At 56.9% G+C, this 24,703-nt stretch carries 24 protein-coding genes; 21 read left to right on the forward strand and 3 right to left on the reverse strand.

Annotated elements, in window-relative coordinates:
* Positions 1-243 precede the first annotated feature (243 nt).
* The 5 genes from rpmH (at position 244) to mnmE (ending at position 4,166) form a co-directional block, all read left to right on the forward strand.
* Positions 244-378 (forward strand): 50S ribosomal protein L34, encoded by a 135-nt coding sequence (gene rpmH / locus EJA70_RS08955; RefSeq protein WP_003213577.1) that lies wholly within the window; start codon positions 244-246, stop codon positions 376-378.
* A 16-nt stretch (positions 379-394) separates the two neighbouring features.
* Positions 395-796, forward strand: a complete 402-nt coding sequence (rnpA, locus tag EJA70_RS08960; RefSeq protein WP_016984072.1) for a ribonuclease P protein component — start codon at positions 395-397, stop codon at positions 794-796.
* Entirely contained in the window at positions 789-1,034 is a 246-nt protein-coding gene (gene yidD / locus EJA70_RS08965; protein ID WP_010465488.1) for a membrane protein insertion efficiency factor YidD, read from the forward strand. Before rnpA ends, yidD begins: the two co-directional genes overlap by 8 nt.
* A gap of 2 nt (positions 1,035-1,036) precedes the next feature.
* Entirely contained in the window at positions 1,037-2,716 is a 1,680-nt protein-coding gene (yidC, locus tag EJA70_RS08970) for a membrane protein insertase YidC (RefSeq protein WP_008084390.1), read from the forward strand.
* Positions 2,717-2,795: 79 nt separating this feature from the next.
* Complete coding sequence (mnmE, locus tag EJA70_RS08975; protein WP_008084392.1) at positions 2,796-4,166, forward strand: tRNA uridine-5-carboxymethylaminomethyl(34) synthesis GTPase MnmE; 1,371 nt, start codon at positions 2,796-2,798, stop codon at positions 4,164-4,166.
* A 43-nt stretch (positions 4,167-4,209) separates the two neighbouring features.
* Here the strand turns inward: mnmE and EJA70_RS08980 are convergent, their stop codons facing one another.
* From EJA70_RS08980 to EJA70_RS08990, 3 genes are all read right to left on the reverse strand, one after another.
* The gene (locus tag EJA70_RS08980) at positions 4,210-6,645 is read right to left on the reverse strand and encodes a TonB-dependent siderophore receptor (RefSeq protein ID WP_158830520.1); all 2,436 of its coding nucleotides are present in this window, start codon (positions 6,643-6,645) and stop codon (positions 4,210-4,212) included.
* Positions 6,646-6,764: 119 nt separating this feature from the next.
* Positions 6,765-7,712: a FecR domain-containing protein gene (locus tag EJA70_RS08985; RefSeq protein ID WP_158830521.1), complete on the reverse strand. Its 948-nt coding sequence runs from the start codon at positions 7,710-7,712 to the stop codon at positions 6,765-6,767.
* Positions 7,712-8,218, reverse strand: coding sequence for a sigma-70 family RNA polymerase sigma factor (locus tag EJA70_RS08990; protein WP_158830522.1), 507 nt, complete (start codon positions 8,216-8,218; stop codon positions 7,712-7,714). Before EJA70_RS08990 ends, EJA70_RS08985 begins: the two co-directional genes overlap by 1 nt.
* Positions 8,219-8,789: 571 nt before the next feature.
* On the opposite strand from EJA70_RS08990, the gene mnmG reads away from it, so the two are divergent.
* From mnmG to glmS, 16 genes are all read left to right on the forward strand, one after another.
* Positions 8,790-10,688, forward strand: coding sequence for a tRNA uridine-5-carboxymethylaminomethyl(34) synthesis enzyme MnmG (gene mnmG / locus EJA70_RS08995; protein WP_008084400.1), 1,899 nt, complete (start codon positions 8,790-8,792; stop codon positions 10,686-10,688).
* On the forward strand, positions 10,685-11,329 hold the full coding sequence (rsmG, locus tag EJA70_RS09000) for a 16S rRNA (guanine(527)-N(7))-methyltransferase RsmG (RefSeq protein WP_158830523.1): 645 nt from the start codon (positions 10,685-10,687) through the stop codon (positions 11,327-11,329). The genes mnmG and rsmG overlap by 4 nt, the downstream gene beginning before the upstream one ends.
* Before the next feature lie 18 nt (positions 11,330-11,347).
* A complete protein-coding gene (locus tag EJA70_RS09005) occupies positions 11,348-12,145 on the forward strand; it encodes a ParA family protein (protein WP_008084406.1) in 798 nt (265 codons plus the stop codon).
* 9 nt (positions 12,146-12,154) lie between these two features.
* The gene (locus EJA70_RS09010; RefSeq protein WP_158830524.1) at positions 12,155-13,027 is read left to right on the forward strand and encodes a ParB/RepB/Spo0J family partition protein; all 873 of its coding nucleotides are present in this window, start codon (positions 12,155-12,157) and stop codon (positions 13,025-13,027) included.
* A gap of 148 nt (positions 13,028-13,175) precedes the next feature.
* Complete coding sequence (locus EJA70_RS09015) at positions 13,176-13,583, forward strand: F0F1 ATP synthase subunit I (protein ID WP_008084411.1); 408 nt, start codon at positions 13,176-13,178, stop codon at positions 13,581-13,583.
* Between the two features lie 16 nt (positions 13,584-13,599).
* On the forward strand, positions 13,600-14,469 hold the full coding sequence (atpB, locus tag EJA70_RS09020; protein ID WP_008084413.1) for a F0F1 ATP synthase subunit A: 870 nt from the start codon (positions 13,600-13,602) through the stop codon (positions 14,467-14,469).
* 133 nt (positions 14,470-14,602) lie between these two features.
* Positions 14,603-14,860, forward strand: a complete 258-nt coding sequence (atpE, locus tag EJA70_RS09025) for a F0F1 ATP synthase subunit C (RefSeq protein ID WP_003097235.1) — start codon at positions 14,603-14,605, stop codon at positions 14,858-14,860.
* A gap of 59 nt (positions 14,861-14,919) precedes the next feature.
* Positions 14,920-15,390, forward strand: a complete 471-nt coding sequence (locus EJA70_RS09030; RefSeq protein ID WP_008084415.1) for a F0F1 ATP synthase subunit B — start codon at positions 14,920-14,922, stop codon at positions 15,388-15,390.
* A 12-nt stretch (positions 15,391-15,402) separates the two neighbouring features.
* The gene (locus EJA70_RS09035; protein WP_007911956.1) at positions 15,403-15,939 is read left to right on the forward strand and encodes a F0F1 ATP synthase subunit delta; all 537 of its coding nucleotides are present in this window, start codon (positions 15,403-15,405) and stop codon (positions 15,937-15,939) included.
* A gap of 21 nt (positions 15,940-15,960) precedes the next feature.
* Positions 15,961-17,505 carry a F0F1 ATP synthase subunit alpha gene (atpA, locus tag EJA70_RS09040; RefSeq protein WP_158830525.1) on the forward strand — a complete coding sequence of 515 codons (1,545 nt, stop codon included), beginning with the start codon at positions 15,961-15,963 and terminating at the stop codon, positions 17,503-17,505.
* Positions 17,506-17,555: 50 nt separating this feature from the next.
* Complete coding sequence (atpG, locus tag EJA70_RS09045) at positions 17,556-18,416, forward strand: F0F1 ATP synthase subunit gamma (RefSeq protein WP_008084419.1); 861 nt, start codon at positions 17,556-17,558, stop codon at positions 18,414-18,416.
* 27 nt (positions 18,417-18,443) lie between these two features.
* Positions 18,444-19,823, forward strand: coding sequence for a F0F1 ATP synthase subunit beta (gene atpD / locus EJA70_RS09050; RefSeq protein ID WP_008084423.1), 1,380 nt, complete (start codon positions 18,444-18,446; stop codon positions 19,821-19,823).
* Positions 19,824-19,868: 45 nt separating this feature from the next.
* Complete coding sequence (locus EJA70_RS09055) at positions 19,869-20,294, forward strand: F0F1 ATP synthase subunit epsilon (RefSeq protein ID WP_008084424.1); 426 nt, start codon at positions 19,869-19,871, stop codon at positions 20,292-20,294.
* A 117-nt stretch (positions 20,295-20,411) separates the two neighbouring features.
* Complete coding sequence (gene glmU / locus EJA70_RS09060; RefSeq protein WP_158830526.1) at positions 20,412-21,779, forward strand: bifunctional UDP-N-acetylglucosamine diphosphorylase/glucosamine-1-phosphate N-acetyltransferase GlmU; 1,368 nt, start codon at positions 20,412-20,414, stop codon at positions 21,777-21,779.
* 160 nt (positions 21,780-21,939) lie between these two features.
* Positions 21,940-22,716: a DeoR/GlpR family DNA-binding transcription regulator gene (locus tag EJA70_RS09065; RefSeq protein ID WP_008084428.1), complete on the forward strand. Its 777-nt coding sequence runs from the start codon at positions 21,940-21,942 to the stop codon at positions 22,714-22,716.
* A gap of 2 nt (positions 22,717-22,718) precedes the next feature.
* The gene (glmS, locus tag EJA70_RS09070; protein ID WP_158830527.1) at positions 22,719-24,551 is read left to right on the forward strand and encodes a glutamine--fructose-6-phosphate transaminase (isomerizing); all 1,833 of its coding nucleotides are present in this window, start codon (positions 22,719-22,721) and stop codon (positions 24,549-24,551) included.
* The last annotated feature ends 152 nt before the right edge of the window (positions 24,552-24,703 follow it).

The raw sequence follows: 24,703 nt of genomic DNA on the forward strand, positions 1-24,703 counted from the left end.
ATGGCAGTTATCCACAGAGGAGGGCGTGCCTAGCTTTTATAAGCTTTACAGAAAAGCTTTAAATAATTCCCTTCTTTATTTTTATGTATGGCGAGCGGGTGATCAGGCAAAGAACACCTCGAGATCTATTTATAAGGAAACGCTGGTTGGAAATTGACCTGAGGGCTTGCTTTCTCTAGAATCCCCGGTCTCTTAAAACGGGGGCCATTCCGGCCCGTTGTGGACGAACCAGGTAACACGACAATGAAACGTACTTTCCAACCAAGCACTATCAAACGCGCCCGTACCCACGGCTTCCGTGCTCGCATGGCTACCAAGAACGGCCGTGCTGTCCTGTCGCGTCGCCGCGCCAAAGGTCGTGCGCGTCTGGCAGTTTGATAATCCGGTACTGGAGGTGAGTCAGGACTTCAGTCGGGAAAAGCGTTTGCTTACCCCCCGGCATTTCAAGGCAGTCTTTGACTCCCCTACCGGCAAGGTTCCGGGGAAAAATCTCCTGCTCCTTGCACGCAACAACGATCTTGATCACCCCCGTCTCGGGCTGGTTATCGGGAAAAAGAGCGTAAAGCTCTCCGTTGAGCGCAATCGCCTCAAACGTTTGATGCGCGAATCGTTCCGTCTGCACCAGGATTCACTGGTCGGCTGGGACATCGTTATCGTCGCGCGCAAAGGTCTGGGGGATGTAGAAAACCCCGAATTGATTCAGCATTTCGGCAAGCTCTGGAAGCGTCTGGCACGCAGCAAGCCAGTTCCAGAAGTCAAAACCGAAACTGTAGGGGTAGACAGTACCGATGCGTAAACTGGCCCTCGTTCCGATCCAGTTTTATCGCTATGCCATTAGTCCTTTGATGGCCAGCCACTGTCGTTTCTACCCCAGTTGTTCCTGCTACGCGTATGAAGCCATTGAAAATCATGGCCTTCTGCGCGGTGGCTGGCTGACCTTTCGTCGTTTAGGTCGCTGTCATCCGTGGAATCCCGGTGGTTATGACCCGGTTCCACCTATCCCTACCTCCCGTTCTTCTTCGATGGCCGAGTAATCATGGATATCAAACGCACGATCCTGATCGTCGCCCTGGCAATCGTGGCCTACGTTATGGTCCTTAAATGGAACCAGGACTACGGTCAGGCTGCCCTGCCGACTCAGAATGTTGCTTCCAGTACGACTACATCCGGTTTGCCGGACACCGCCACTGGCAATAATGCTGCCGCCAGTGACGATATTCCGCGCGCCGCTAGCGATACCAGCGCACCTGCCGAAACGCCGGTAGCCGCCAGCAAGGATCTGATCCAGATCAAAACCGACGTGCTCGATCTCGCGATCGATCCACAAGGTGGTGATGTTGCTCAACTGACCTTGCCTCTGTATCCACGTCGTCAGGATCGTCCTGATGTTCCGTTCCAGCTGTTCGATAACGGCGGCGAACGTGTTTATCTGGCCCAAAGCGGTCTGATCGGCACCAACGGCCCGGACGCAAATCCGGCCGGTCGTCCGATCTACTCCTCGGAGAAGAAGACTTATCAACTGGCTGACGGTCAGGACCAACTGGTCGTAGACCTGAAGTTCAGCAAGGACGGCGTCAATTACATCAAGCGTTTCACCCTGAAACGCGGCCTGTATGACGTAGCCGTTTCCTACATTGTGGATAACCAGAGCGCACAGCCCTGGAACGGCGCAATGTTTGCTCAGTTGAAGCGTGATAACAGCGCTGATCCTTCGTCCACCACTGCTACTGGCACCGCGACTTACCTGGGCGCTGCCCTGTGGACAAGTTCGGAGCCGTACAAAAAAGTGTCCATGAAGGACATGGACAAGGCGCAGCTGAAAGAAACCGTCACCGGTGGTTGGGTAGCCTGGCTGCAACACTACTTCGTGACCGCGTGGATTCCGGCGAAGGGCGAAAACAACGTCGTTCAGACCCGTAAAGACAGCAAAGGCAACTACATCATCGGTTACACCGGTCCTACACTGACCGCTGCACCAGGTGCCAAAGTTGAAACCAGCGCTGTGCTGTATGCCGGTCCGAAAAGCCAGGCTGTGCTGAAAGAGTTGTCCCCAGGTCTGGAACTGACCGTCGACTACGGCATCTTGTGGTTCATTGCCCAGCCAATCTTCTGGTTGCTGCAACACATCCACGCGATCGTTGGTAACTGGGGCTGGTCGATCATTTTCCTGACCATGCTGATCAAGGGTCTTTTCTTCCCTCTGTCGGCTGCCAGCTACAAATCGATGGCGCGCATGCGTGCTGTTGCACCGAAACTGGCTGCGCTGAAAGAGCAACATGGCGATGATCGGCAGAAAATGTCGCAAGCCATGATGGAGCTTTACAAGAAAGAGAAGATCAATCCGCTGGGTGGTTGCTTGCCAATCCTCGTGCAGATGCCGGTTTTCCTTTCGCTGTACTGGGTTCTGCTGGAAAGCGTGGAAATGCGCCAGGCGCCGTTCATGCTGTGGATCACTGACCTGTCGATCAAGGATCCGTTCTTCATTCTGCCGATCATCATGGGCGCAACCATGTTTATCCAGCAGCAGCTGAACCCGACTCCTCCGGATCCGATGCAGGCGAAGGTCATGAAAATGATGCCAATCATCTTCACCTTCTTCTTCCTGTGGTTCCCGGCGGGTCTGGTGCTGTACTGGGTTGTGAACAACTGCCTGTCCATCACCCAACAGTGGTACATCACACGTAAGATCGAACGGGCTACCAAAGCAGCCGCTTGATTTACACTGTGGATAACCACTCAAAACGCCCCCTAGTGGGGCGTTTTGCTATCTGTCATTTCTGTCTGGATTCCGGTTAATGAGCGTACCTCGTGAAACCATCGCCGCTGTCGCCACCGCTCAAGGTCGTGGTGGTGTGGGCATCGTCCGTATTTCCGGGCCGTTGGCCAGCGTGGCGGCAAAAGCCATCAGCGGCCGCGAACTGAAACCGCGCTACGCCCATTACGGCCCGTTTTTCACTGACGACAAACAGGTGCTCGACGAAGGTCTGGCGCTGTATTTCCCGGGGCCGAACTCGTTCACCGGCGAAGACGTGCTGGAACTGCAGGGCCACGGCGGCCCGATCGTTCTGGACATGTTGCTCAAGCGCTGCCTGGAACTCGGCTGCCGCTTGGCGCGCCCGGGCGAATTCAGCGAACGCGCCTTCCTCAATGACAAACTCGACCTGGCCCAGGCCGAGGCGATTGCCGATTTGATCGAAGCCAGTTCTGCACAGGCTGCACGTAATGCGCTGCGTTCTCTGCAGGGCGCGTTCTCGCAACGTGTGCATAACTTGACCGAACAGTTGATCGGCCTGCGCATCTACGTCGAAGCCGCCATCGACTTCCCGGAAGAAGAAATCGACTTCCTCGCCGATGGCCATGTGCTGAGCATGCTCGACAAAGTCCGTGACGAATTATCCACAGTGCTGCGCGAAGCCGGGCAGGGCGCGTTGCTGCGCGATGGCATGACCGTAGTGATCGCCGGCCGTCCGAATGCCGGCAAATCCAGCCTGTTGAATGCGTTGGCCGGTCGCGAAGCGGCAATCGTCACAGAGATCGCCGGCACCACTCGCGACATCCTCCGTGAACATATCCACATCGACGGCATGCCGTTGCACGTTGTCGATACCGCTGGCCTGCGTGATACCGATGATCATGTGGAAAAGATCGGGGTTGAACGGGCATTGAAAGCCATTGGTGAAGCCGACCGAGTGTTGTTAGTGGTCGATGCGACCGCGCCGGAAGCGCTGGATCCGTTTGCCCTCTGGCCGGAATTCCTCGAAACCCGGCCGGATCCGGCCAAAGTCACCTTGATCCGCAACAAAGCCGATCTAACTGGCGAGGCCATTGTTCTGGAAACCAGTGAAGACGGGCACGTGACGATCAGTCTCAGCGCCAAGTCGGCCGGTGAAGGTCTGGACCTGTTGCGCGATCATCTCAAGGCGTGCATGGGTTACGAGCAAACCTCGGAAAGCAGTTTCAGCGCACGCCGCCGACATCTGGAGGCTTTGCGCCACGCCAGTGCGGCACTGGAACACGGCCGCGCCCAGCTGACCTTGGCTGGCGCCGGAGAGTTACTGGCGGAGGATTTGCGCCAGGCTCAGCATTCTCTCGGCGAAATAACCGGGGCTTTCAGCTCTGATGATCTGTTGGGACGAATCTTTTCCAGTTTCTGTATCGGCAAATGAAAAAAGGGGCTGTGGACAATTTATCCACAGCCCCTTTTTCGTTTTACCAGTTATAGGAAACCGTACCGAGCAGGGTGCGATCTTCACCCCAGTAGCAACGGCCAGCATCGTTGCAACCCGACACATACTCCTTGTCGAACAGGTTCTTCGCATTCAGGTCGACGCTCCAGTGCGTATCGATCTGATAACCGATGGCCGCATCCACCAAGGTGACGTCGCCGGCATCCAGCTTCCCGTACAGAGAAGGCGAGGTGTAAGCGAAGGCACTGTCGAAATAACGCACACCGCCACCCACATACAAACCTTTCAGATCGCCATCGAGGAAACGGTATTTCGCCCATACCGAGGCCTGATTACGCGGCACGCCGGTCATTTGATGGCCTTTGACCAATGACGTCGCGGCATCCTTGGTGATTCGCGCGTCGGTGTAGGTATAAGCCGCAGTGACGTTGAGGTTCTGGGTCAGGTTGCTGTTGAGTTCCAGTTCCACACCCTTGGAACGGCTTTCGCCCACTTGGCGATAACTCGACGTGGTGGCGTCGAAGTAGGTGTCGTCCTTTTTGCGCAGGTCGTACACCGACGCCGTGAACGCGGTGTCCCAGCCGATCGGTTCGTACTTCAGGCCCACTTCATATTGGCTGCTGGTGATCGGATCGAGCGGCGCGCCGGCATTGGAGATCTGCTGTACCGGCACGAATGAGGTGGAATAGCTGACATACGGCGTCATGCCGTTGTCGAACTGGTACATCACCCCGCCCTGATAGGTGAATTTCTTATCCTCGGAGCTGATGTCGCTCGACTGGGCCACCTTGTCGCGAAAATCACTGTCGACCCAATCCTGACGGCCACCGAGCAGGAACAGCCAATGGTCGTACTTGCTCTGGATCTGTGCATAAACCCCTTTCATCTGCTGTTCCAGCAAGGTGTTTTGCACCGCAATCGGTGTGGTCGGATCGCGCAGGTACACCGGGTTATACACATCAATCGGCCCGACGATGCCGGCGTTCCAGTCCTGATTAAAGGAGGTGCGATCGTAGCTGGCGCCGAACAAGACGGTGTTCTCCAGACCGCCGACCTGGAATTTGCCTTCCAGTTGGTTATCCAGCGAGTACACCATCGACTTGTTGAAGCGATCGTACGCCGTCATGTTCAGGCGTGTGCCAAACCCGGCGTTGTTGAGGTTGCCCGGCCAGGTTTCGTGGCGGGTAATGCGCGACTGCATGTAGCGCGAGTTCTGGCGGAACTGCCAGTCGTCGTTGAACGAGTGGCTGAATTCGTAGCCGGTACTCCAGGTTTCCCGTTCGAAGGTGTTCCAGTCCGGGTCGCCGAGCATGGTGCCTTTGGATAACTTGCCGTTGGGGTTGGTCAGCAAAGTCCCGGCGGCCGGTAGGCCAAGTTCCATGTTGGTGTGATCCTTCTGGTAGTTGGCCAGCAGGGTCAGCGTGTTGTAATCGTCGAAATTCAGGGTCAGCGATGGCGCGATGTAGATACGGTCATCCGGAACGTGATCGGTCTGGGTGTCGGACTTGCGCCCAAGCATCACCACGCGCCCGAGAACATTGCCGCTGTCATTGAGCGGTCCGGAGACATCGACGCCGATCTGCCGGCGATTGTTCGAGCCATAACCCAATTGCACTTCGCCTTGCGGTGCGGCGGTCGGTCGTTTGCTCACCAGATTGACCAGACCGCCCGGAGCGTTTTCCCCATACAGCAGAGAAGACGGGCCGCGGAAAATCTCTACCCGCTCAAGTCCGTACGGCTCGGTGCTGGTGTCATACCGATTGCCCTGGACGCGTAGTCCATCGCGCAACAGACCGTAGCCATAATCGGTGGCGTTGAAACCGCGAATATAGAACAGGTCTCCGGCCAGGCTGTCGCCGGCGGCGAACGGTGGGGCAAAGATCCCCGGCACGTAGCCGAGTACATCTGTGAGCGTCTGAGATTTCTGATCCTTCATGCGTTGGGCGGTGACGACTGACACCGAGCGCGGCGTTTCCGACAAAGGCGTACTGGTTTTCGTACCGATTCGACTGTTCTGCGCCTTGTAACCGACGTCGGCGGCGTAATCCAGATTCATCGGGTTGGCCAACTGACCATTGATGTTGGTCGGAGCCAGCTCCAGCGAATCACCGTTCGGCAGCGCCTGCAGAATGTAACTGCCCGGCGCCTGCGGTACGGCTTGCAAACCTGAGCCTTGCAGCAGTTGGGCAAAACCTTGGTCGACGGTGAAGTTGCCGTTCAACCCGACACTGCGCAAACGGCTGGTCTGTTGCGGCGAGAACGACAGAATTACATTGGCGACGGAGGCGAACTGGCTCAGCGCATTATCCAGCGGGCCGGCGGCGATGGCGTAACGCTGGGCTACCGACGCAGCGACGGCGTTATGGCTTATCACCAGGCAGGACGCGGCGCTGGTCATCAGTAGGCTGTAAGCAATGCAGTGGTAGGAAAAACGCTGACGAAACGTGGGAAGACGCATGTGTGGATAAGCCCTGAAGGTGGCAAAAAGCCGCGTTTATCGCGATTACCTGTAGGGCCGGGTCAGGGCAAAAAAAGATAACCCTGTTGTCGATTTATTTTGCCCAGGTGACATTTCGATCAAGCGTTGTGGCTGATCGATACCCAGTAACGGGTGAAATAGCGCACGTTGATCGGCAGTGACGCCTGAAGATTGGCCAGGACAGCGTCGGTTGAATTGAGGCGGAATGTCCCGGAAACCCGCAGCTCCCGGGCACGCGCGTCGCAATGCAAAACCCCGCTGCGATAACGGCTCAATTCTTCAATCACATCGCCCAAGCGTGCATCGAGGACGATCAATTGACCGTTGATCCACGCCACTTCGGAGGATTTGAAGGGATGAATGAGTCCTATGTGCTGACGATCAAAATCAGCGCCTTCGCCTGCCTGCAAGATTTTTGCGGTCGTTGAAGTATCACCAGGCTGAACACTGACCCGGTCTACCAACACTCCAACTCGGGTAGAACTCGATAGCTGGTGAACGGAGAAACGAGTGCCCAGCGCTTGAATCCGGCCATCACGGGTTTCGACAAAAAAGGGCCGTTGATCACCCAGCTTTCCGGTTTGAATGAGGATCTCGCCGGAGCGCAGGCGAATCAGCCGCTGCGCCGGGTCGAAAGACACATCAATCGCAGTGTCGGTGTTGAGTTGAATGTGGCTGCCATCCGCCAATGTGATATTGCGACGCTGGCCAACGCCGGTTTTATAGTCGGCCCAGACATTTCCCAAGGAAGTGTGTTGCTGAACATTCCAGCCTACAAACCCCGTCCCCGCTGCCAGCAGCAACAATTTCAGCACCTGGCGTCGTTGCTGTCCGGTATTCAGCGCGCGACGTTTCAAATCCGGCGGCAACGTACCGAGGTGGCGCTGCAGTTGTTCCATCTGGTTCCACGCCGCCAGATGCGCCGGGTCGCTATCTATCCACAGCTGCCAGGCCTTCTGTTCGGCGAGCGTTGGTGGATCTGCCTGAAACTGTACGTACCAACTGGCGGCTGCTTCGAAGATCTGTCGATGGGGGGCGATGGCCATCAACGTTGCGCCATGATCAGGGCACATTCCGTCAGCGCGCGGATCATGTGCTTCTTCACCGTGGTCAGCGAAACCTTCAATTGCAGAGCGATCTGTTGATAAGTCAGGCCATCGATCTGCGAGAGCATAAAGATTTTTTGGCTTCTGGCGCCAAGCTCGGTCAAGGCTTTATCCACAGCGACCAGGGTTTCGATGATCAGCGCCTTGTCTTCCTCGCTGATGGCGGTGGCTTCCGGTCGAGCCGCGAGGGTCTGCAAATAGGCGGCTTCGATAGCCTGTCTTCTATAGCGGTCAATCACCAGACCGCGTGCAATGGTCGCCAGATAATCACGTGGCTCGCGAATCTGTGCGGCATTACGTGCCGCCAGAATCCGCACGAACGTGTCATGCGCCACATCCGCCGCATCGCAGGCGTCATGCAATTTGCCCTTGAGCCAGCCATGTAGCCACGAATGGTGTTGCTCGTAGATTTGCTCGATCGCAGCAGTGTGGGCGGGTAGGGACATAGGAAGAGTGGGCGAGTTAATGATAATGCCTATTATTAGCCTCTGTTACGTTCTCTCACAATAGCCCTCGCACTTCCCTCCATCGGCTTCTTTGTCGCCAGCAAACACTCGTTGGCGATTTTTTTTGCGCCTTGAAAACGCCGTTTTATCAATTTTCTGTGGATTAAGCCCTGTGAATAACTGCCACTAAGGGCAGTTGATAACAGGGCTTCAAAACTGGATATAAACCCCTCTGTGGATAACCACCCCTTTCATCCACAGGCTTAAACCGGTTATCCAAGGCCCTCATTGACACATGAACACAGGGTTTTGAATCTCTGTACATAATGAAAACAAAGGCCTGTAGCGATCTATCCACAGAAAGTAGGCTCAGTAGAAATAAACATAAAAACAAAGGTTTTATAAATTTCTTTCTTTTTTATTCTTTTAACCTTGAGTTCTCCACAGCTGGTTAAATTTTGTGCAGAGGGTTCTTTAGGAAGGGCGAAGTCCCTATACTTGTCGACCAGGTTCAAAAACCTGATCTCAAACTATTCCTGAATTACCTACTTAAGCAGGCACGAGGTGCGTGGTGGATTTCCCTTCCCGTTTTGAAGTGATCGTCATCGGCGGCGGTCATGCCGGTACCGAGGCAGCACTGGCCTCAGCACGTATGGGGGCAAAAACCCTGTTGCTGACGCATAACGTGGAAACCCTCGGTGCCATGAGTTGCAACCCGGCCATCGGTGGCATTGGCAAAAGCCATCTGGTCAAGGAAATCGATGCCCTCGGCGGCGCGATGGCCACGGCAACAGATCTGGGCGGCATCCAGTTCCGCGTGTTGAACAGCCGTAAAGGCCCGGCCGTACGTGCAACTCGCGCTCAGGCCGACCGCATTCTGTACAAAGCCGCTGTCCGCGAAATTCTGGAAAACCAGCCGAACCTGTGGATATTTCAACAAGCCGCTGATGACCTGATCGTTGAGCAGGAACAAGTCCGTGGTGTTGTCACGCAAATGGGTCTGCGTTTCTTCGCCGATTCCGTGGTGTTGACCACCGGTACGTTCCTTGGCGGACTTATCCACATCGGGTTGCAGAATTTTTCCGGCGGTCGCGCCGGTGATCCGCCGTCAATTGCCCTGGCTCACCGTCTGCGTGAAATGCCACTGCGTGTCGGTCGCCTGAAAACCGGCACACCGCCGCGTATCGATGGCAAGTCTGTGGATTTCTCGGTGATGACCGAGCAACCGGGCGATACGCCGATCCCGGTGATGTCGTTCATGGGCAACAAAGAACAGCATCCACGCCAAGTCAGCTGCTGGATTACCCACACCAACGCCCGCACCCACGAAATCATTGCCGCGAACCTCGATCGTTCGCCGATGTATTCCGCTGCCGGTGAAATCGAAGGCATCGGCCCGCGCTATTGCCCGTCGATCGAAGACAAGATCCACCGCTTTGCCGACAAGGAAAGCCATCAGGTGTTTATCGAACCGGAAGGTTTGACCACCCATGAGCTATATCCGAACGGGATATCCACAAGCCTGCCGTTCGACGTGCAATTGCAGATCGTGCAATCGATTCGTGGCATGGAAAACGCGCACATCGTGCGTCCGGGTTATGCGATCGAGTACGACTACTTCGATCCGCGCGACCTGAAGTACAGCCTCGAAACCAAAGTCATCGGCGGTCTGTTCTTCGCCGGGCAAATCAACGGCACCACCGGCTACGAAGAAGCCGGCGCCCAAGGTTTGCTCGCTGGCGCCAACGCCGCACTGCGCGCCAAGGGCAAAGAAGCCTGGTGCCCGCGTCGCGATGAAGCGTACATCGGTGTATTGGTCGACGACCTGATTACCCTCGGTACCCAAGAGCCGTATCGCATGTTCACTTCCCGTGCCGAATACCGCCTGATCCTGCGCGAGGACAACGCCGACCTGCGTTTGACCGAAAAAGGTCGCGAGCTCGGTTTGGTCGATGACGCGCGTTGGGCGGCCTTCTGCAAGAAGCGCGAAAGCATCGAACTCGAAGAGCAGCGCCTGAAAAGCACCTGGGTTCGCCCGAACACGCAGCAGGGCGATGCGATTGCCGAGAAATTCGGCACGCCGCTGACCCACGAATACAACTTGCTCAACCTCTTGAGTCGTCCGGAAATCGACTACGCTGGTCTGGTCGAAGTGACCGGCAACGGCGCCGAAGATCCACAGGTCGCCGAGCAGGTTGAAATCAAGACCAAATACGCCGGTTACATCGACCGTCAACAGGACGAAATCGCCCGTCTGCGCGCCAGTGAAGACACGAAATTGCCTGTGGATATCGATTACACCAATATTTCCGGTCTCTCCAAGGAGATCCAGAGCAAGCTCGGCGCGACTCGACCAGAGACGCTGGGCCAGGCTTCGCGGATCCCGGGCGTGACCCCGGCAGCGATTTCGCTGTTGATGATTCATTTGAAAAAACGCGGCGCGGGCCGTCAGTTGGAGCAAAGCGCTTGAGTTCTAAGGTCACTTCGCAACACGCCGAAGAGTTATCCACAGGAGCCCGCGAGCTCGGTGTCAACCTCACTGAAACCCAGCACGAGTTGCTGCTGGGTTATTTGGCCCTGTTGATCAAATGGAACCAGGCCTACAACCTGACCGCGGTGCGCGATCCGGACGAAATGGTTTCGCGCCACTTGCTCGATAGTCTGAGCGTGATGTCGTTCATCGAAAACGGTCGTTGGCTCGACGTCGGCAGCGGCGGCGGCATGCCGGGGATCCCGTTGGCGATCCTGTATCCGGACTCGCAAGTGACCTGTCTGGACAGCAATGGCAAGAAAACCCGCTTCCTGACTCAGGTCAAACTCGAACTCAAACTGGATAACCTGCAAGTTATCCACAGTCGTGTCGAAGCTTTCCAGCCTGCAGAGCCGTTCAACGGGATCATTTCCCGGGCGTTCAGCAGCATGGAGAACTTCACCAACTGGACTCGCCATCTCGGCGATGCCGATACACGCTGGCTGGCAATGAAGGGCGTTCATCCGGCCGATGAGCTGGTAGCATTGCCGGCAGACTTCAAACTCGATAGCGAACACGCCCTGGCCGTACCCGGTTGCCAAGGCCAACGCCATCTGCTGATACTGCGCCGCACGGCATGATTGGGAACACAAGCAAGAATGGCTAAGGTATTCGCGATAGCGAACCAAAAGGGTGGTGTGGGCAAGACCACCACCTGCATCAACCTCGCAGCATCCCTGGTCGCGACCAAGCGCCGGGTGCTGTTGATCGATCTCGATCCACAGGGCAACGCCACCATGGGTAGCGGTGTGGATAAACACGGCCTGGAAAACTCGGTCTACGACCTGCTGATCGGCGAATGCGATCTGGCCCAGGCCATGCACTATTCCGAGCATGGCGGTTATCAACTGCTGCCGGCCAACCGCGATCTGACCGCGGCTGAAGTGGTGCTGCTGGAAATGCAGATGAAGGAAAGCCGTCTGCGCAGTGCGCTGGCGCCGATCCGTGAAAACTACGATTACATTTTGATCGACTGCCCACCGTCGCTGTCGATGCTGACGCTGAACGCACTGGTCGCTGCTGACGGGGTAATTATCCCCATGCAGTGCGAGTACTTTGCGCTAGAAGGTCTGAGCGACCTTGTGGATAACATCAAGCGCATCGCCGAATTGCTCAATCCGAACCTGAAAGTCGAAGGTTTGCTGCGCACCATGTACGACCCGCGCCTGAGCCTGATGAACGACGTTTCGGCGCAGCTCAAGGAACACTTCGGCGATCAGCTTTACGATACGGTGATCCCGCGCAACATCCGTCTGGCCGAAGCGCCAAGCTACGGCATGCCGGCGCTGGCCTATGACAAGCAATCGCGCGGCGCCCTGGCTTACCTGGCCCTGGCCGGCGAGATGGTTCGTCGTCAGCGCAAAAATTCACGCATCGCCGCCGCTCAGGCAACTTAAGGAATCCCCATGGCCGTCAAGAAACGAGGTCTCGGACGTGGACTGGATGCACTGCTGAGTGGTCCGACCGTCAGCGCGCTGGAAGAACAAGCCGCGCAGGCTGATACCCGTGAGCTGCAGCACCTGCCGCTGGATCTGCTGCAGCGTGGCAAGTACCAGCCGCGTCGCGACATGGATCCGCAGGCGCTGGAAGAGCTGGCGCTGTCGATCAAGGCACAAGGCGTGATGCAGCCGATCGTGGTTCGCCCGATTGGCGGTGGCCGCTTTGAAATCATCGCCGGTGAACGCCGCTGGCGCGCGAGCCAGCAGGCCGGCCAGGAAACCATCCCGGCGATGGTCCGTGATGTACCGGATGAAACCGCGATCGCCATTGCGCTGATCGAGAACATCCAGCGCGAAGACCTCAACCCGATCGAAGAAGCAGTGGCCCTGCAGCGTTTGCAGCAGGAATTCCAGCTCACGCAGCAACAGGTCGCCGAGGCTGTGGGCAAGTCCCGCGTCACAGTGGCCAACCTGTTGCGTCTGATTGCGCTGCCGGAAGTCATCAAGACCATGCTGTCCCACGGCGACCTGGAAATGGGTCATGCCCGTGCATTGCTCGGTCTGCCGGACAATCAGCAGGTCGAAGGGGCGCGACATGTTGTCGCACGCGGTCTTACCGTGCGCCAAACTGAAGCACTGGTTCGCCAGTGGTTGAGTGGCAAACCGGAGCCTGTGGAAGCCAGCAAACCCGACCCGGATATCGCCCGTCTCGAACAGCGTCTGGCCGAGCGCCTAGGCTCTGCGGTGCAGATTCGCCACGGCAAGAAGGGAAAGGGTCAGTTGGTGATCGGTTATAACTCGCTCGATGAGCTTCAAGGTGTGCTCGCACACATCCGCTGAAACATTTCCTCATGTAGCGCGCAGTCGGAAATCACTACCTGACAGTTGAATAGGGGCAGAACCGCCCCTATACTCTGCGCGCATTTTGTCGGCACAAATTATGCCAAGTTATTGAATTCTGGCAGCCGACCATTGGAGAGCAATAGTGATGGAAACCCGCAAGCCAAACCGCCTGCCGTTCCATCGCCTGGCAGTTTTTCCGGTGTTAATGGCTCAATTTGTCATTTTGCTGATTGCCGCTTTGGCGCTCTGGCAATGGCACGGAGTCGTTGCCGGATACTCGGGACTTTGCGGAGGCCTGATAGCCTTGCTGCCCAATGTTTATTTTGCTCACAAGGCATTTCGGTTTTCCGGCGCCCGAGCAGCCCAGTCCATCGTCCGGTCTTTTTATGCCGGCGAGGCAGGCAAACTGATTTTGACAGCAGTGCTTTTTGCGCTGGTGTTTGCAGGTGTGAAGCCACTGGCGCCGATAGCTGTATTCGGCGTGTTCGTGCTGACTCAGTCGGTCAGCTGGTTCGCTCCCCTGCTGATGAGAACAAGACTTTCGAGACCTTAGGGCGTTTGAGGCAACCATGGCAGAAACAACCGCTTCGGGCTATATCCAGCACCACTTGCAGAACCTGACCTTCGGTCAGCTACCTAACGGCGGCTGGGGCTTTGCCCACACCGCAGCAGAAGCCAAAGAAATGGGCTTCTGGGCTTTCCACGTCGATACTCTCGGCTGGTCGGTTGCGTTGGGTCTGATCTTCGTTTTTCTTTTCCGCATGGCGGCAAAGAAAGCGACTTCGGGTCAACCGGGTGCTTTGCAGAACTTCGTTGAAGTATTGGTCGAATTCGTCGATGGCAGCGTGAAAGACAGCTTCCATGGCCGTAGCCCGGTGATTGCACCGCTGGCACTGACCATCTTCGTCTGGGTGTTCCTGATGAACGCCGTCGACCTGATCCCGGTCGACTGGATTCCTCAACTGGCCATCCTGATCACCGGTGATCACCACATCCCGTTCCGCGCCGTGTCGACTACCGACCCGAACGCGACCCTGGGCATGGCGTTGTCGGTTTTCGCACTGATCATTTTCTACAGCATCAAGGTCAAGGGCATCGGCGGCTTCATCGGCGAACTGACCCTGCACCCGTTCGGCAGCAAGAACATCTTTGTTCAGGCCCTGCTGATCCCGGTGAACTTCCTGCTGGAATTCGTGACCCTGATCGCTAAACCGATCTCTCTGGCTCTGCGTCTGTTCGGCAACATGTATGCCGGTGAGCTGGTGTTCATTCTGATCGCTGTGATGTTCGGCAGCGGTCTGCTCTGGCTGAGCGGCCTGGGCGTTGTTCTGCAGTGGGCTTGGGCTGTGTTCCACATCCTGATCATCACCCTGCAGGCGTTCATCTTCATGATGCTGACCATCGTCTACCTGTCGATGGCGCACGAAGAAAACCATTAAGACCAGTCTCGACTAGTCTGATGTCCTTCCCGGTCAAACGGGAAGGGGCTCTTCACAGGGCACCTGAAACGATTTGTTTTACCGCTTTAATCTAAAAAACCTAAACCATACGACGTAAAAGTCGGGAGGAAAGATGGAAACTGTAGTTGGTCTAACCGCTATCGCTGTTGCACTGTTGATCGGCCTGGGCGCACTGGGTACCGCAATTGGTTTCGGCCTGCTGGGCGGCAAGTTCCTGGAAGGCGCAGCGCGTCAGCCAGAAATGGTTCCAATGCTGCAAGTTAAAATGTTCATCGTTGCCGGTCTGCTCGACGCCGTAACCATGATCGGTGTTGGTATCGCTCTGTTCTTCACCTTTGCGAACCCGTTCGTTGGTCAGATCGCTGGCTAATTACCCGGATTCTTCCGAGTAATTTGATGTGATGGACAACGTAACTGCGAGGTGTTGGCGTGAACATTAATGCGACCCTGATTGGCCAGTCCGTTGCGTTCCTGATTTTTGTACTGTTCTGCATGAAGTATGTATGGCCTCCGGTCATCACTGCCCTGCACGAACGTCAAAAGAAGATCGCTGATGGTCTGGACGCTGCCAGCCGAGCAGCTCGCGACCTGGAGTTGGCCCAAGAAAAAGCGGGTCAGCAACTGCGCGAAGCGAAAGCTCAGGCAGCTGAAATCATCGAGCAAGCCAAGAAACGCGGTAACCAGATTGTCGAAGAGGCCGTTGAAAAGGCCCGTGTCGACGCTGACCGTGTGAAGGTTCAGGCTCAAGCCGAGATCGAACAGGAACTGAACAGTGTCAAAGACAAGCTGCGCGCCCAAGTGGGTATGCTGGCTGTCGGCGGCGCCGAGAAGATCCTGGGTGCCACAATCGATCAAAACGCGCACGCAGAGCTGGTTAACCAACTGGCTGCTGAAATCTAAGCGAGGGCGATCATGGCAGAACTGACCACGTTGGCCCGACCTTACGCTAAGGCGGCCTTCGAGCACGCTCAGGCCCACCAGCAACTGGCCAATTGGTCAGCCATGCTCGGCCTGGCTGCAGCGGTGTCACAAGATGACACCATGCAGCGCGTGCTCAAGGCCCCGCGACTGACGAGCGCAGAAAAGGCCGCCACGTTTATTGACGTGTGCGGCGACAAGTTTGATGCCAAGGCACAGAACTTCATCAACGTCGTTGCCGAAAACGACCGTCTCCCGCTTCTGCCGGAGATTGCCGCTCTTTTCGACCTGTACAAGGCCGAACAAGAGAAGTCGGTAGACGTTGAAGTGACCAGTGCTTTCGCATTGAACCAAGAACAGCAAGACAAACTCGCCAAGGTTCTCAGTGCACGACTCAACCGGGAAGTGCGCCTGCAAGTTGCGGAGGATGCTGCCCTAATAGGTGGTGTCGTTATCCGCGCCGGCGACCTGGTTATCGATGGCTCGATTCGCGGCAAAATCGCGAAACTTGCCGAAGCATTGAAATCTTGAGTTTGAAGGGGCAGCAGAGCAATGCAGCAACTCAATCCTTCCGAAATAAGTGAAATTATCAAGGGCCGCATCGACAAGCTCGATGTGACCTCCCAAGCCCGTAACGAAGGCACTGTCGTCAGCGTATCTGACGGCATCGTGCGGATTCACGGTCTGGCCGACGTAATGTACGGCGAGATGATCGAGTTTCCGGGCGGCGTCTACGGTATGGCCCTCAACCTGGAGCAAGACTCCGTAGGTGCCGTTGTATTGGGCGCTTACCAGTCTCTGGCTGAAGGCATGAGCGCCAAGTGCACCGGCCGCATCCTCGAAGTTCCTGTTGGTAAGGAACTGCTGGGTCGCGTAGTCGACGCACTGGGTAACCCTGTTGACGGCAAAGGTCCACTGGGCAACACCGAGACCGACGCGGTCGAGAAAGTTGCACCGGGCGTGATCTGGCGTAAGTCGGTAGACCAGCCTGTACAGACTGGCTACAAGGCTGTCGATGCCATGATCCCTGTCGGCCGTGGCCAGCGTGAGCTGATCATCGGTGACCGTCAGATCGGTAAAACCGCTCTGGCGATCGACGCGATCATCAACCAGAAAGACAGCGGCATTTTCTGCGTCTACGTAGCAATCGGTCAGAAACAATCGACCATCGCCAACGTGGTTCGCAAGCTGGAAGAAAACGGCGCCCTGGCCAACACGATCATCGTGGCTGCCAGTGCTTCGGAATCTCCTGCGCTGCAATTCCTGGCACCGTACTCCGGTTGCACCATGGGTGAATTCTTCCGCGACCGCGGTGAAGACGCGCTGATCGTTTATGACGATCTGTCCAAGCAAGCAGTGGCTTACCGCCAGATTTCCCTGCTGCTGCGCCGTCCACCAGGCCGTGAAGCTTACCCAGGCGACGTGTTCTATCTCCACTCCCGTCTGCTGGAGCGCGCATCCCGCGTTTCGGAAGAATACGTAGAGAAGTTCACCAACGGCGCAGTGACCGGCAAAACCGGTTCGCTGACCGCACTGCCGATCATCGAAACCCAGGCTGGCGACGTTTCCGCGTTCGTTCCGACCAACGTGATTTCGATCACCGACGGTCAGATCTTCCTGGAATCGGCCATGTTCAACTCGGGCATCCGCCCTGCAGTGAACGCCGGTGTTTCGGTATCCCGTGTGGGTGGTGCCGCTCAGACCAAGATCATCAAGAAGCTCTCCGGTGGTATCCGTACCGCTCTGGCTCAGTACCGTGAACTGGCGGCATTCGCCCAGTTCGCTTCTGACCTGGACGAAGCGACCCGTAAGCAACTTGAGCATGGTCAGCGCGTTACCGAGCTGATGAAGCAGAAGCAATACGCACCAATGTCGATCGCTGACATGGCGCTGTCGCTGTATGCCGCTGAGCGTGGGTTCCTGACTGACGTTGAAATCGCCAAGATCGGCAGCTTCGAACAAGCGCTGATCGCTTTCTTCAACCGCGATCACGCCGATTTGATGGCCAAGATCAACGTTAAAGGTGACTTCAATGACGAAATCGACGCTGGCATGAAAGCCGGTATCGAGAAGTTCAAGGCCACCCAAACCTGGTAAGCCGCAGCGGGAGCCGCGAGGCTCCCGCTTGCTAACCTGATAGGTGTTACATGGCAGGCGCAAAAGAGATTCGCAGTAAGATTGCGAGCATCAAAAGCACGCAAAAGATTACCAGCGCCATGGAAAAAGTGGCGGTCAGCAAAATGCGCAAGGCACAAATGCGCATGGCTGCTAGCCGTCCTTATGCGGAGCGTATCCGCCAGGTTATTGGGCATCTGGCCAACGCCAACCCGGAATACCGCCACCCGTTCATGATCGATCGCGCCATCAAGCGTGTCGGTTATGTCGTCGTGAGCAGTGACCGTGGTCTGTGCGGCGGCTTGAACACCAACCTGTTCAAGGCCCTGGTCAAGGACATGGCGGTAAACCGCGAAAACGGCGTCGAGATTGATCTGTGTGTCGTTGGTAGCAAGGGTGCGGCCTTTTTCCGTAACTTCGGCGGTAACGTCGTTGCAGCTATCAGCCACCTGGGTGAAGAGCCGTCGATCAATGATCTGATCGGCAGCGTCAAGGTGATGCTGGATGCCTACCTGGACGGCCGTATTGATCGCCTGTCCGTGGTGTCCAACAAGTTCATCAACACCATGACGCAACAGCCTACCGTGGAGCAGTTGATTCCACTGGTGGCCACCCCGGATCAGGATCTCAAGCACCACTGGGACTATCTCTACGAACCGGATGCCAAAGAGCTGCTTGACGGCTTGATGGTCCGCTACGTTGAGTCGCAGGTCTACCAGGCGGTGGTCGAGAACAACGCGGCTGAACAAGCTGCGCGGATGATCGCGATGAAGAACGCTACCGACAACGCCGGTGATTTGATCAGCGATTTGCAGCTGATCTACAACAAGGCGCGTCAGGCTGCGATCACCCAAGAGATCTCGGAAATCGTCGGCGGCGCTGCCGCGGTTTAACGGTTCAAATATTCAGAGGATCCAGCTATGAGTAGCGGACGTATCGTTCAAATCATCGGCGCCGTTATCGACGTGGAATTTCCACGCGACAGCGTACCGAGCATCTACAACGCTTTGAAAGTAATAAGCGATGCCGGCACCACTCTGGAAGTTCAGCAACAGCTGGGCGACGGCGTGGTTCGTACCATTGCGATGGGTTCCACCGAGGGCTTGAAGCGCGGTCTGGAAGTTACCGATTCTGGCGCAGCCATCTCCGTACCGGTCGGTAAAGCGACCCTGGGCCGGATCATGGACGTCCTCGGTAACCCGATCGACGAAGCTGGCCCGATCGACACCGAAGAGCGTTGGGGCATTCACCGTCCAGCGCCTTCGTTCGCTGAACAGGCAGGCGGCAACGACCTGCTGGAAACCGGCATCAAGGTTATCGACCTGGTTTGCCCGTTTGCCAAAGGCGGTAAAGTCGGTCTGTTCGGTGGTGCCGGTGTAGGCAAAACCGTAAACATGATGGAACTGATCCGTAACATCGCCATCGAGCACAGCGGTTATTCCGTGTTCGCCGGTGTGGGTGAGCGTACTCGTGAGGGTAACGACTTCTACCACGAGATGAAGGACTCCAACGTTCTGGACAAAGTGGCACTGGTTTACGGTCAGATGAACGAGCCGCCGGGTAACCGTCTGCGCGTAGCACTGACCGGCCTGACCATGGCCGAGAAGTTCCGTGACGAAGGTAACGACGTTCTGCTGTTCGTCGACAACATCTATCGTTACACCCTGGCCGGTACTGAAGTATCCGCACTGCTGGGCCGTATGCCTTCGGCAGTAGGTTACCAGCCGACCCTGGCTGAAGAGATGGGCGTTCTGCAAGAACGTATCACTTCGACCAAGGAAGGTTCGATCACTTCGATCCAAGCGGTATACGTACCTGCGGATGACTTGACCGACCCGTCGCCAGCGACCACCTTCGCCCACTTGGACGCCACCGTCGTTCTGTCCCGTGACATCGCTTCCCTGGGTATCTACCCAGCAGTAGATCCACTGGATTCGACTTCGCGCCAGCTGGACCCGAACGTAATCGGCCAGGACCACTACGACACCGCTCGCGGCGTTCAGTACGTTCTGCAACGTTACAAAGAGCTGAAGGACATCATCGCGATCCTGGGTATGGACGAGCTGTCGGAAGCCGACAAGCAGTTGGTAAACCGTGCTCGTAAGATCCAGCGCTTCTTGTCGCAGCCGTTCTTCGTGGCTGAAGTCTTCACCGGTGCTTCGGGTAAATACGTTTCCCTGAAAGACACCATTGCTGGCTTCAAAGGCATCCTCAACGGTGACTACGACCACCTGCCAGAACAAGCGTTCTACATGGTTGGCGGCATCGAAGAAGCGATCGAGAAAGCCAAGAAACTGTAATCCCGGCGCCCGGCAACGGGCGCTAATTTAGGTTGAGGCAATCAGATGGCTATGACAGTCCATTGCGATATCGTCAGCGCGGAAGGGGAAATCTTTTCCGGCCTGGTCGAGATGGTGATTGCGCACGGTGCACTGGGTGATCTTGGTATCGCTCTGGGTCACGCGCCGCTGATCACTAATCTGAAGCCAGGTCCTATCCGCCTGATCAAGCAAGGCGGGGAACCCGAGGTGTTTTACATCTCCGGTGGTTTCCTCGAGGTTCAGCCGAACATGGTCAAGGTGCTTGCCGATACCGTGCAACGTGCCGCCGATCTGGATGAAGCTCAGGCTCAAGCAGCTCTCAAGGCTGCCGAGAATGCCTTGCACGAAAAAGGCGCGGATTTCGACTATAGCGCTGCATCAGCACGTCTGGCCGAGGCTGCAGCTCAGCTGCGCACCGTCCAGCAGATCCGCAAGAAGTTTGGCGGTTAATCCGTCAGCCGCTTGTTGTGCGATTGATAAAAAAGGGTAGCCTCGGCTACCCTTTTTTCTTTTCCGATTTTTACAACCCGGTCGCAGTTGCTGACCACCCAGGATTGGTAGCCAGTCATGTCTCTTGAAATCGTTATCCTCGCGGCCGGTCAAGGCACTCGTATGCGTTCGGCCCTGCCGAAGGTGTTGCACCCGATTGCCGGCAACTCCATGTTGGGCCATGTTATCCACAGCGCCCGTCAACTTGATCCACAGCGCATTCATGTGGTCATCGGCCATGGCGCCGACGTGGTGCGTGAACGCCTGGCGGCCGACGATCTGAATTTTGTCCTGCAGGACAAGCAACTGGGCACCGGCCACGCCACCGCCCAGGCTGTGCCGTTCATTACTGCCGACACTGTGCTGATCCTTTACGGTGACGTACCGCTGATCGAAGTCGAAACCCTGCAACGTCTGCTCAAGCAAGTCGTGCCCGGGCAAATGGGCTTGCTCACCGTTGAGCTGGATGACCCGACCGGCTATGGCCGCATCGTTCGTGATGCCGATGGCAAAGTCACGGCAATCGTTGAGCACAAAGATGCCAGCGAAGCGCAACGCGCGATCACCGAGGGCAACACCGGCATTCTCGCCGTCCCGGCCAATCGTCTGGCCGACTGGATGAGCCGCCTGTCGAACAACAACGCTCAGGGCGAGTACTACCTGACCGACGTGATCGAAATGGCGGTCAACGATGGTCTGCTGGTGGCCACCGAGCAACCGCACGATGCGATGGAAGTGCAGGGCGCCAATGATCGCAAGCAACTCTCCGAGCTGGAGCGTCATTATCAGTTGCGCGCCGGTCGCCGTTTGATGGCGCAAGGCGTGACCCTGCGTGATCCGGCGCGCTTTGATGTGCGTGGCGAAGTGACCGTGGGTCGCGACGTGCTGATCGATATCAACGTGATTCTCGAAGGCAATGTTGTCATCGAAGATGACGTGGTGATCGGTCCGAACTGTGTGATCAAGGACAGCACCCTGCGTAAAGGCGTGGTGATCAAGGCCAACAGTCATATCGAAGGTGCCATCCTCGGCGAAGGCAGCGATGCCGGTCCGTTCGCGCGTCTGCGCCCGGGCACCGTACTGGAAGCGCGTGCGCATGTGGGTAACTTCGTTGAATTGAAGAACGCGCACATGGGCGAGGGCGCCAAGGCCGGTCACCTGACCTATCTGGGCGACGCGGAAATCGGTGCGCGCACCAACGTTGGCGCCGGCACCATCACCTGCAACTACGACGGCGCCAACAAGTGGAAAACCGTGTTGGGCGCGGACGTGTTCATTGGCTCCAACAACTCGTTGGTTGCACCTGTGGATATCTCTGACGGTGCTACCACGGCGGCTGGGTCGACGATTACGCAGAATGTGGATAACGCGCAATTGGCGGTAGGGCGTGCGCGGCAGAAGAACATTGATGGCTGGAAACGGCCGGAGAAGATCAAGAAGGGCTGAGTTATCCACAGCGCTTTAAAGATCCAAAGATCGCAGCCTTCGGCAGCTCCTACATGGGACCTGTCGATGGCTGCGTTTTTTTTTGTCTGGCGGGTTGACGATTTGTGGCTGATAGGTTTTGATTGCTTCCGTTATCTTTCGAATCGAAACTTAGGTCGTCATGTCGAAACGCAATACGCCCCAGCGCCGCCATAACATCCTTGCCTTGCTCAATGAGCAGGGTGAAGTCAGTGTGGATGAGTTGGCCAAGCGCTTCGAAACCTCTGAAGTTACGATCCGCAAGGATCTGGCTGCCTTGGAGAGTCATGGTCTGCTGCTGCGCCGTTACGGCGGGGCGATCACCATGCCGCAGGAATTGGTCGCGGAAACCGCGCAAAGCATTTCCAAATATAAGCAGGCGATTGCCCGCGCAGCGGTGAAACGCATTCGCGAGCACGCGCGCATCATCATCGACAGCGGCAGCACTACCGCTGCGATGATCCCAGAACTCGGTCAACAGCCGGGTCTGGTGGTGATGACCAATTCTCTGCATGTTGCCAACGCCCTGAGCGAACTCGAACACGAGCCGGTGCTGTTGATGACCGGTGGCACCTGGGACCCGCATTCGGAGTCCTTTCAGGGTCAGGTCGCCGAGCAAGTACTACGCTCTTACGACTTCGACCAGTTGTTCATCGGTGCCGATGGCATCGATCTGGTGCGTGGCACCACGACCTTCAATGAGCTGCTCGGTTTGAGCCGGGTCATGGCTGACGTGGCGCGGGAAGTCATCGTCATGGTCGAGGCCGACAAGATCGGCCGCAAGATTCCCAATCTGGAACTGCCATGGAGCAGCGTCCATACCCTAATTACCGATGATCGCCTGCCCCAAGAGGCACGCGATCAGATACAGGCCCGCGGTATCAACTTGATTTGCGCGGCTGTCAGTCAGGAGAAATAAGCATGTGTGGAATTGTCGGCGCAGTGGCTGAACGTAACATCACCGCCATCCTGCTCGAAGGCCTCAAGCGCCTCGAGTACCGCGGCTATGACAGCGCGGGTGTAGCGGTCTACACCAGCGAGGAAACTCTCGAGCGCATGCGCCGTCCGGGCAAGGTCAGTGAACTCGAAGCGGCACTGGCCGAGCATCCACTGGTGGGTCGTCTGGGTATCGCCCACACCCGCTGGGCCACCCACGGCGCACCGTGCGAACGCAACGCCCACCCGCATTTCTCCGGCGACATCGCCGTGGTGCACAACGGCATCATCGAGAACCACGAAGCCCTGCGCGAACAACTGAAAGCGCTGGGTTACGTGTTCACCTCGGACACTGACACCGAAGTCATCGCCCATCTGCTCAACCACAAACTCAAGGATCAGCCAGACCTGACCGTCGCACTCAAAGCGACCGTCAAGGAATTGCACGGTGCTTATGGTCTGGCCGTGATCAACGCCAAGCAACCGGATCGTCTGGTTGCTGCGCGCAGTGGCAGCCCGCTGGTGATCGGCCTGGGTCTGGGCGAAAACTTCCTCGCTTCCGACCAACTGGCGCTGCGTCAGGTTACCGACCGCTTCATGTACCTGGAAGAAGGTGATATCGCCGAAATTCGCCGCGATAACGTGCAGATCTGGGACGTCGACGGCAATGCGGTCGAGCGCCAGACCGTGCAATACACCGACGGTGCCGAAGCCGCCGACAAAGGTGAATTCCGCCACTACATGCTCAAAGAAATCCACGAGCAACCGGCCGTTGTCCAGCGCACCCTCGAAGGTCGCCTGAGCAATGATCAGGTGCTGGTTCAGGCGTTCGGCCCACAAGCGGCCGAGCTGTTCGCCAAAGTGCGCAACGTGCAGATCGTTGCCTGTGGCACCAGCTATCACGCTGGTATGGTCGCCCGTTACTGGCTGGAAGAACTGGCCGGCATTCCGTGCCAGGTCGAAGTTGCCAGCGAATTCCGCTACCGCAAAGTCGTGGTGCAGCCGGACACCCTGTTCGTGACCATCTCGCAATCCGGCGAAACCGCCGACACCCTGGCCGCGCTACGCAACGCCAAGGAGTTGGGTTTCCTCGCCAGCCTGGCGATCTGCAACGTCGGCATCAGTTCGCTGGTGCGCGAATCCGACCTGACCCTGCTGACCCAGGCCGGTCGCGAAATCGGCGTCGCTTCGACCAAAGCCTTCACCACGCAACTGGTCGGCCTGCTGCTGCTGACTCTGTCGCTGGGCCAGGTGCGCGGCACCTTGGACAAAGGCGTTGAAGCCACACTGGTCGAAGAATTGCGTCGCCTGCCAACCCGCCTCGGCGAAGCGCTGGCGATGGACAGCACCGTGGAAAAAATCGCCGAACTGTTCGCCGAGAAAAACCACACCCTGTTCCTCGGCCGTGGTGCGCAATTCCCGGTCGCGATGGAAGGTGCCTTGAAGCTCAAGGAAATCTCCTACATCCACGCCGAAGCCTATCCGGCCGGCGAGCTGAAACACGGCCCGCTGGCGCTGGTGGATAACGACATGCCAGTGGTCACCGTCGCGCCAAACAACGAACTGCTGGAAAAGCTCAAATCCAACCTGCAGGAAGTCCGCGCCCGTGGCGGCGAACTGATCGTGTTCGCCGACGAAAAAGCCGGGATGACCAATGGTGAAGGTACTCACGTGGTGCAAATGCCGCACATCCACGACATCCTTTCGCCGATCCTCTACACGATTCCGCTGCAGTTGCTGTCGTACTACGTTGCGGTGCTGAAAGGCACGGATGTGGATCAGCCGCGTAATTTGGCGAAGTCGGTGACCGTGGAGTAAGTTATCCACAGCTGAGTTAACCGCCTGGTTTTCAACAATAAAGATTGACACAAAACAATAAAGTTTGACACGCATGAACATAGATTGACACAAGGCTCAAACCCCCGTATCTACGGGGGTTTTCCTTTCCAGGCTTTCCCTTTGGTCTGGAT

It is taken from the genome of Pseudomonas sp. PB103 (genome assembly GCF_009764635.1).
GTDB lineage: Bacteria > Pseudomonadota > Gammaproteobacteria > Pseudomonadales > Pseudomonadaceae > Aquipseudomonas.

Bases quoted from the DNA above. Each gene is read 5' to 3' on its own strand.
- EJA70_RS09005 (WP_008084406.1), top strand. From the start codon at position 11,348: ATGGCTAAGGTATTCGCGATAGCGAACCAAAAGGGTGGTGTGGGCAAG.
- atpE (WP_003097235.1), top strand. From the start codon at position 14,603: ATGGAAACTGTAGTTGGTCTAACCGCTATCGCTGTTGCACTGTTGATC.
- atpB (WP_008084413.1), top strand. From the start codon at position 13,600: ATGGCAGAAACAACCGCTTCGGGCTATATCCAGCACCACTTGCAGAAC.
- EJA70_RS08990 (WP_158830522.1), bottom strand. From the start codon at position 8,218: ATGTCCCTACCCGCCCACACTGCTGCGATCGAGCAAATCTACGAGCAA.
- glmS (WP_158830527.1), top strand. From the start codon at position 22,719: ATGTGTGGAATTGTCGGCGCAGTGGCTGAACGTAACATCACCGCCATC.
- EJA70_RS09015 (WP_008084411.1), top strand. From the start codon at position 13,176: ATGGAAACCCGCAAGCCAAACCGCCTGCCGTTCCATCGCCTGGCAGTT.
- EJA70_RS09035 (WP_007911956.1), top strand. From the start codon at position 15,403: ATGGCAGAACTGACCACGTTGGCCCGACCTTACGCTAAGGCGGCCTTC.
- EJA70_RS08980 (WP_158830520.1), bottom strand. From the start codon at position 6,645: ATGCGTCTTCCCACGTTTCGTCAGCGTTTTTCCTACCACTGCATTGCT.
- EJA70_RS08985 (WP_158830521.1), bottom strand. From the start codon at position 7,712: ATGGCCATCGCCCCCCATCGACAGATCTTCGAAGCAGCCGCCAGTTGG.
- atpD (WP_008084423.1), top strand. From the start codon at position 18,444: ATGAGTAGCGGACGTATCGTTCAAATCATCGGCGCCGTTATCGACGTG.
- mnmE (WP_008084392.1), top strand. From the start codon at position 2,796: ATGAGCGTACCTCGTGAAACCATCGCCGCTGTCGCCACCGCTCAAGGT.
- EJA70_RS09055 (WP_008084424.1), top strand. From the start codon at position 19,869: ATGGCTATGACAGTCCATTGCGATATCGTCAGCGCGGAAGGGGAAATC.
- rpmH (WP_003213577.1), top strand. From the start codon at position 244: ATGAAACGTACTTTCCAACCAAGCACTATCAAACGCGCCCGTACCCAC.
- glmU (WP_158830526.1), top strand. From the start codon at position 20,412: ATGTCTCTTGAAATCGTTATCCTCGCGGCCGGTCAAGGCACTCGTATG.
- yidD (WP_010465488.1), top strand. From the start codon at position 789: ATGCGTAAACTGGCCCTCGTTCCGATCCAGTTTTATCGCTATGCCATT.
- atpA (WP_158830525.1), top strand. From the start codon at position 15,961: ATGCAGCAACTCAATCCTTCCGAAATAAGTGAAATTATCAAGGGCCGC.
- yidC (WP_008084390.1), top strand. From the start codon at position 1,037: ATGGATATCAAACGCACGATCCTGATCGTCGCCCTGGCAATCGTGGCC.
- EJA70_RS09065 (WP_008084428.1), top strand. From the start codon at position 21,940: ATGTCGAAACGCAATACGCCCCAGCGCCGCCATAACATCCTTGCCTTG.
- atpG (WP_008084419.1), top strand. From the start codon at position 17,556: ATGGCAGGCGCAAAAGAGATTCGCAGTAAGATTGCGAGCATCAAAAGC.
- EJA70_RS09010 (WP_158830524.1), top strand. From the start codon at position 12,155: ATGGCCGTCAAGAAACGAGGTCTCGGACGTGGACTGGATGCACTGCTG.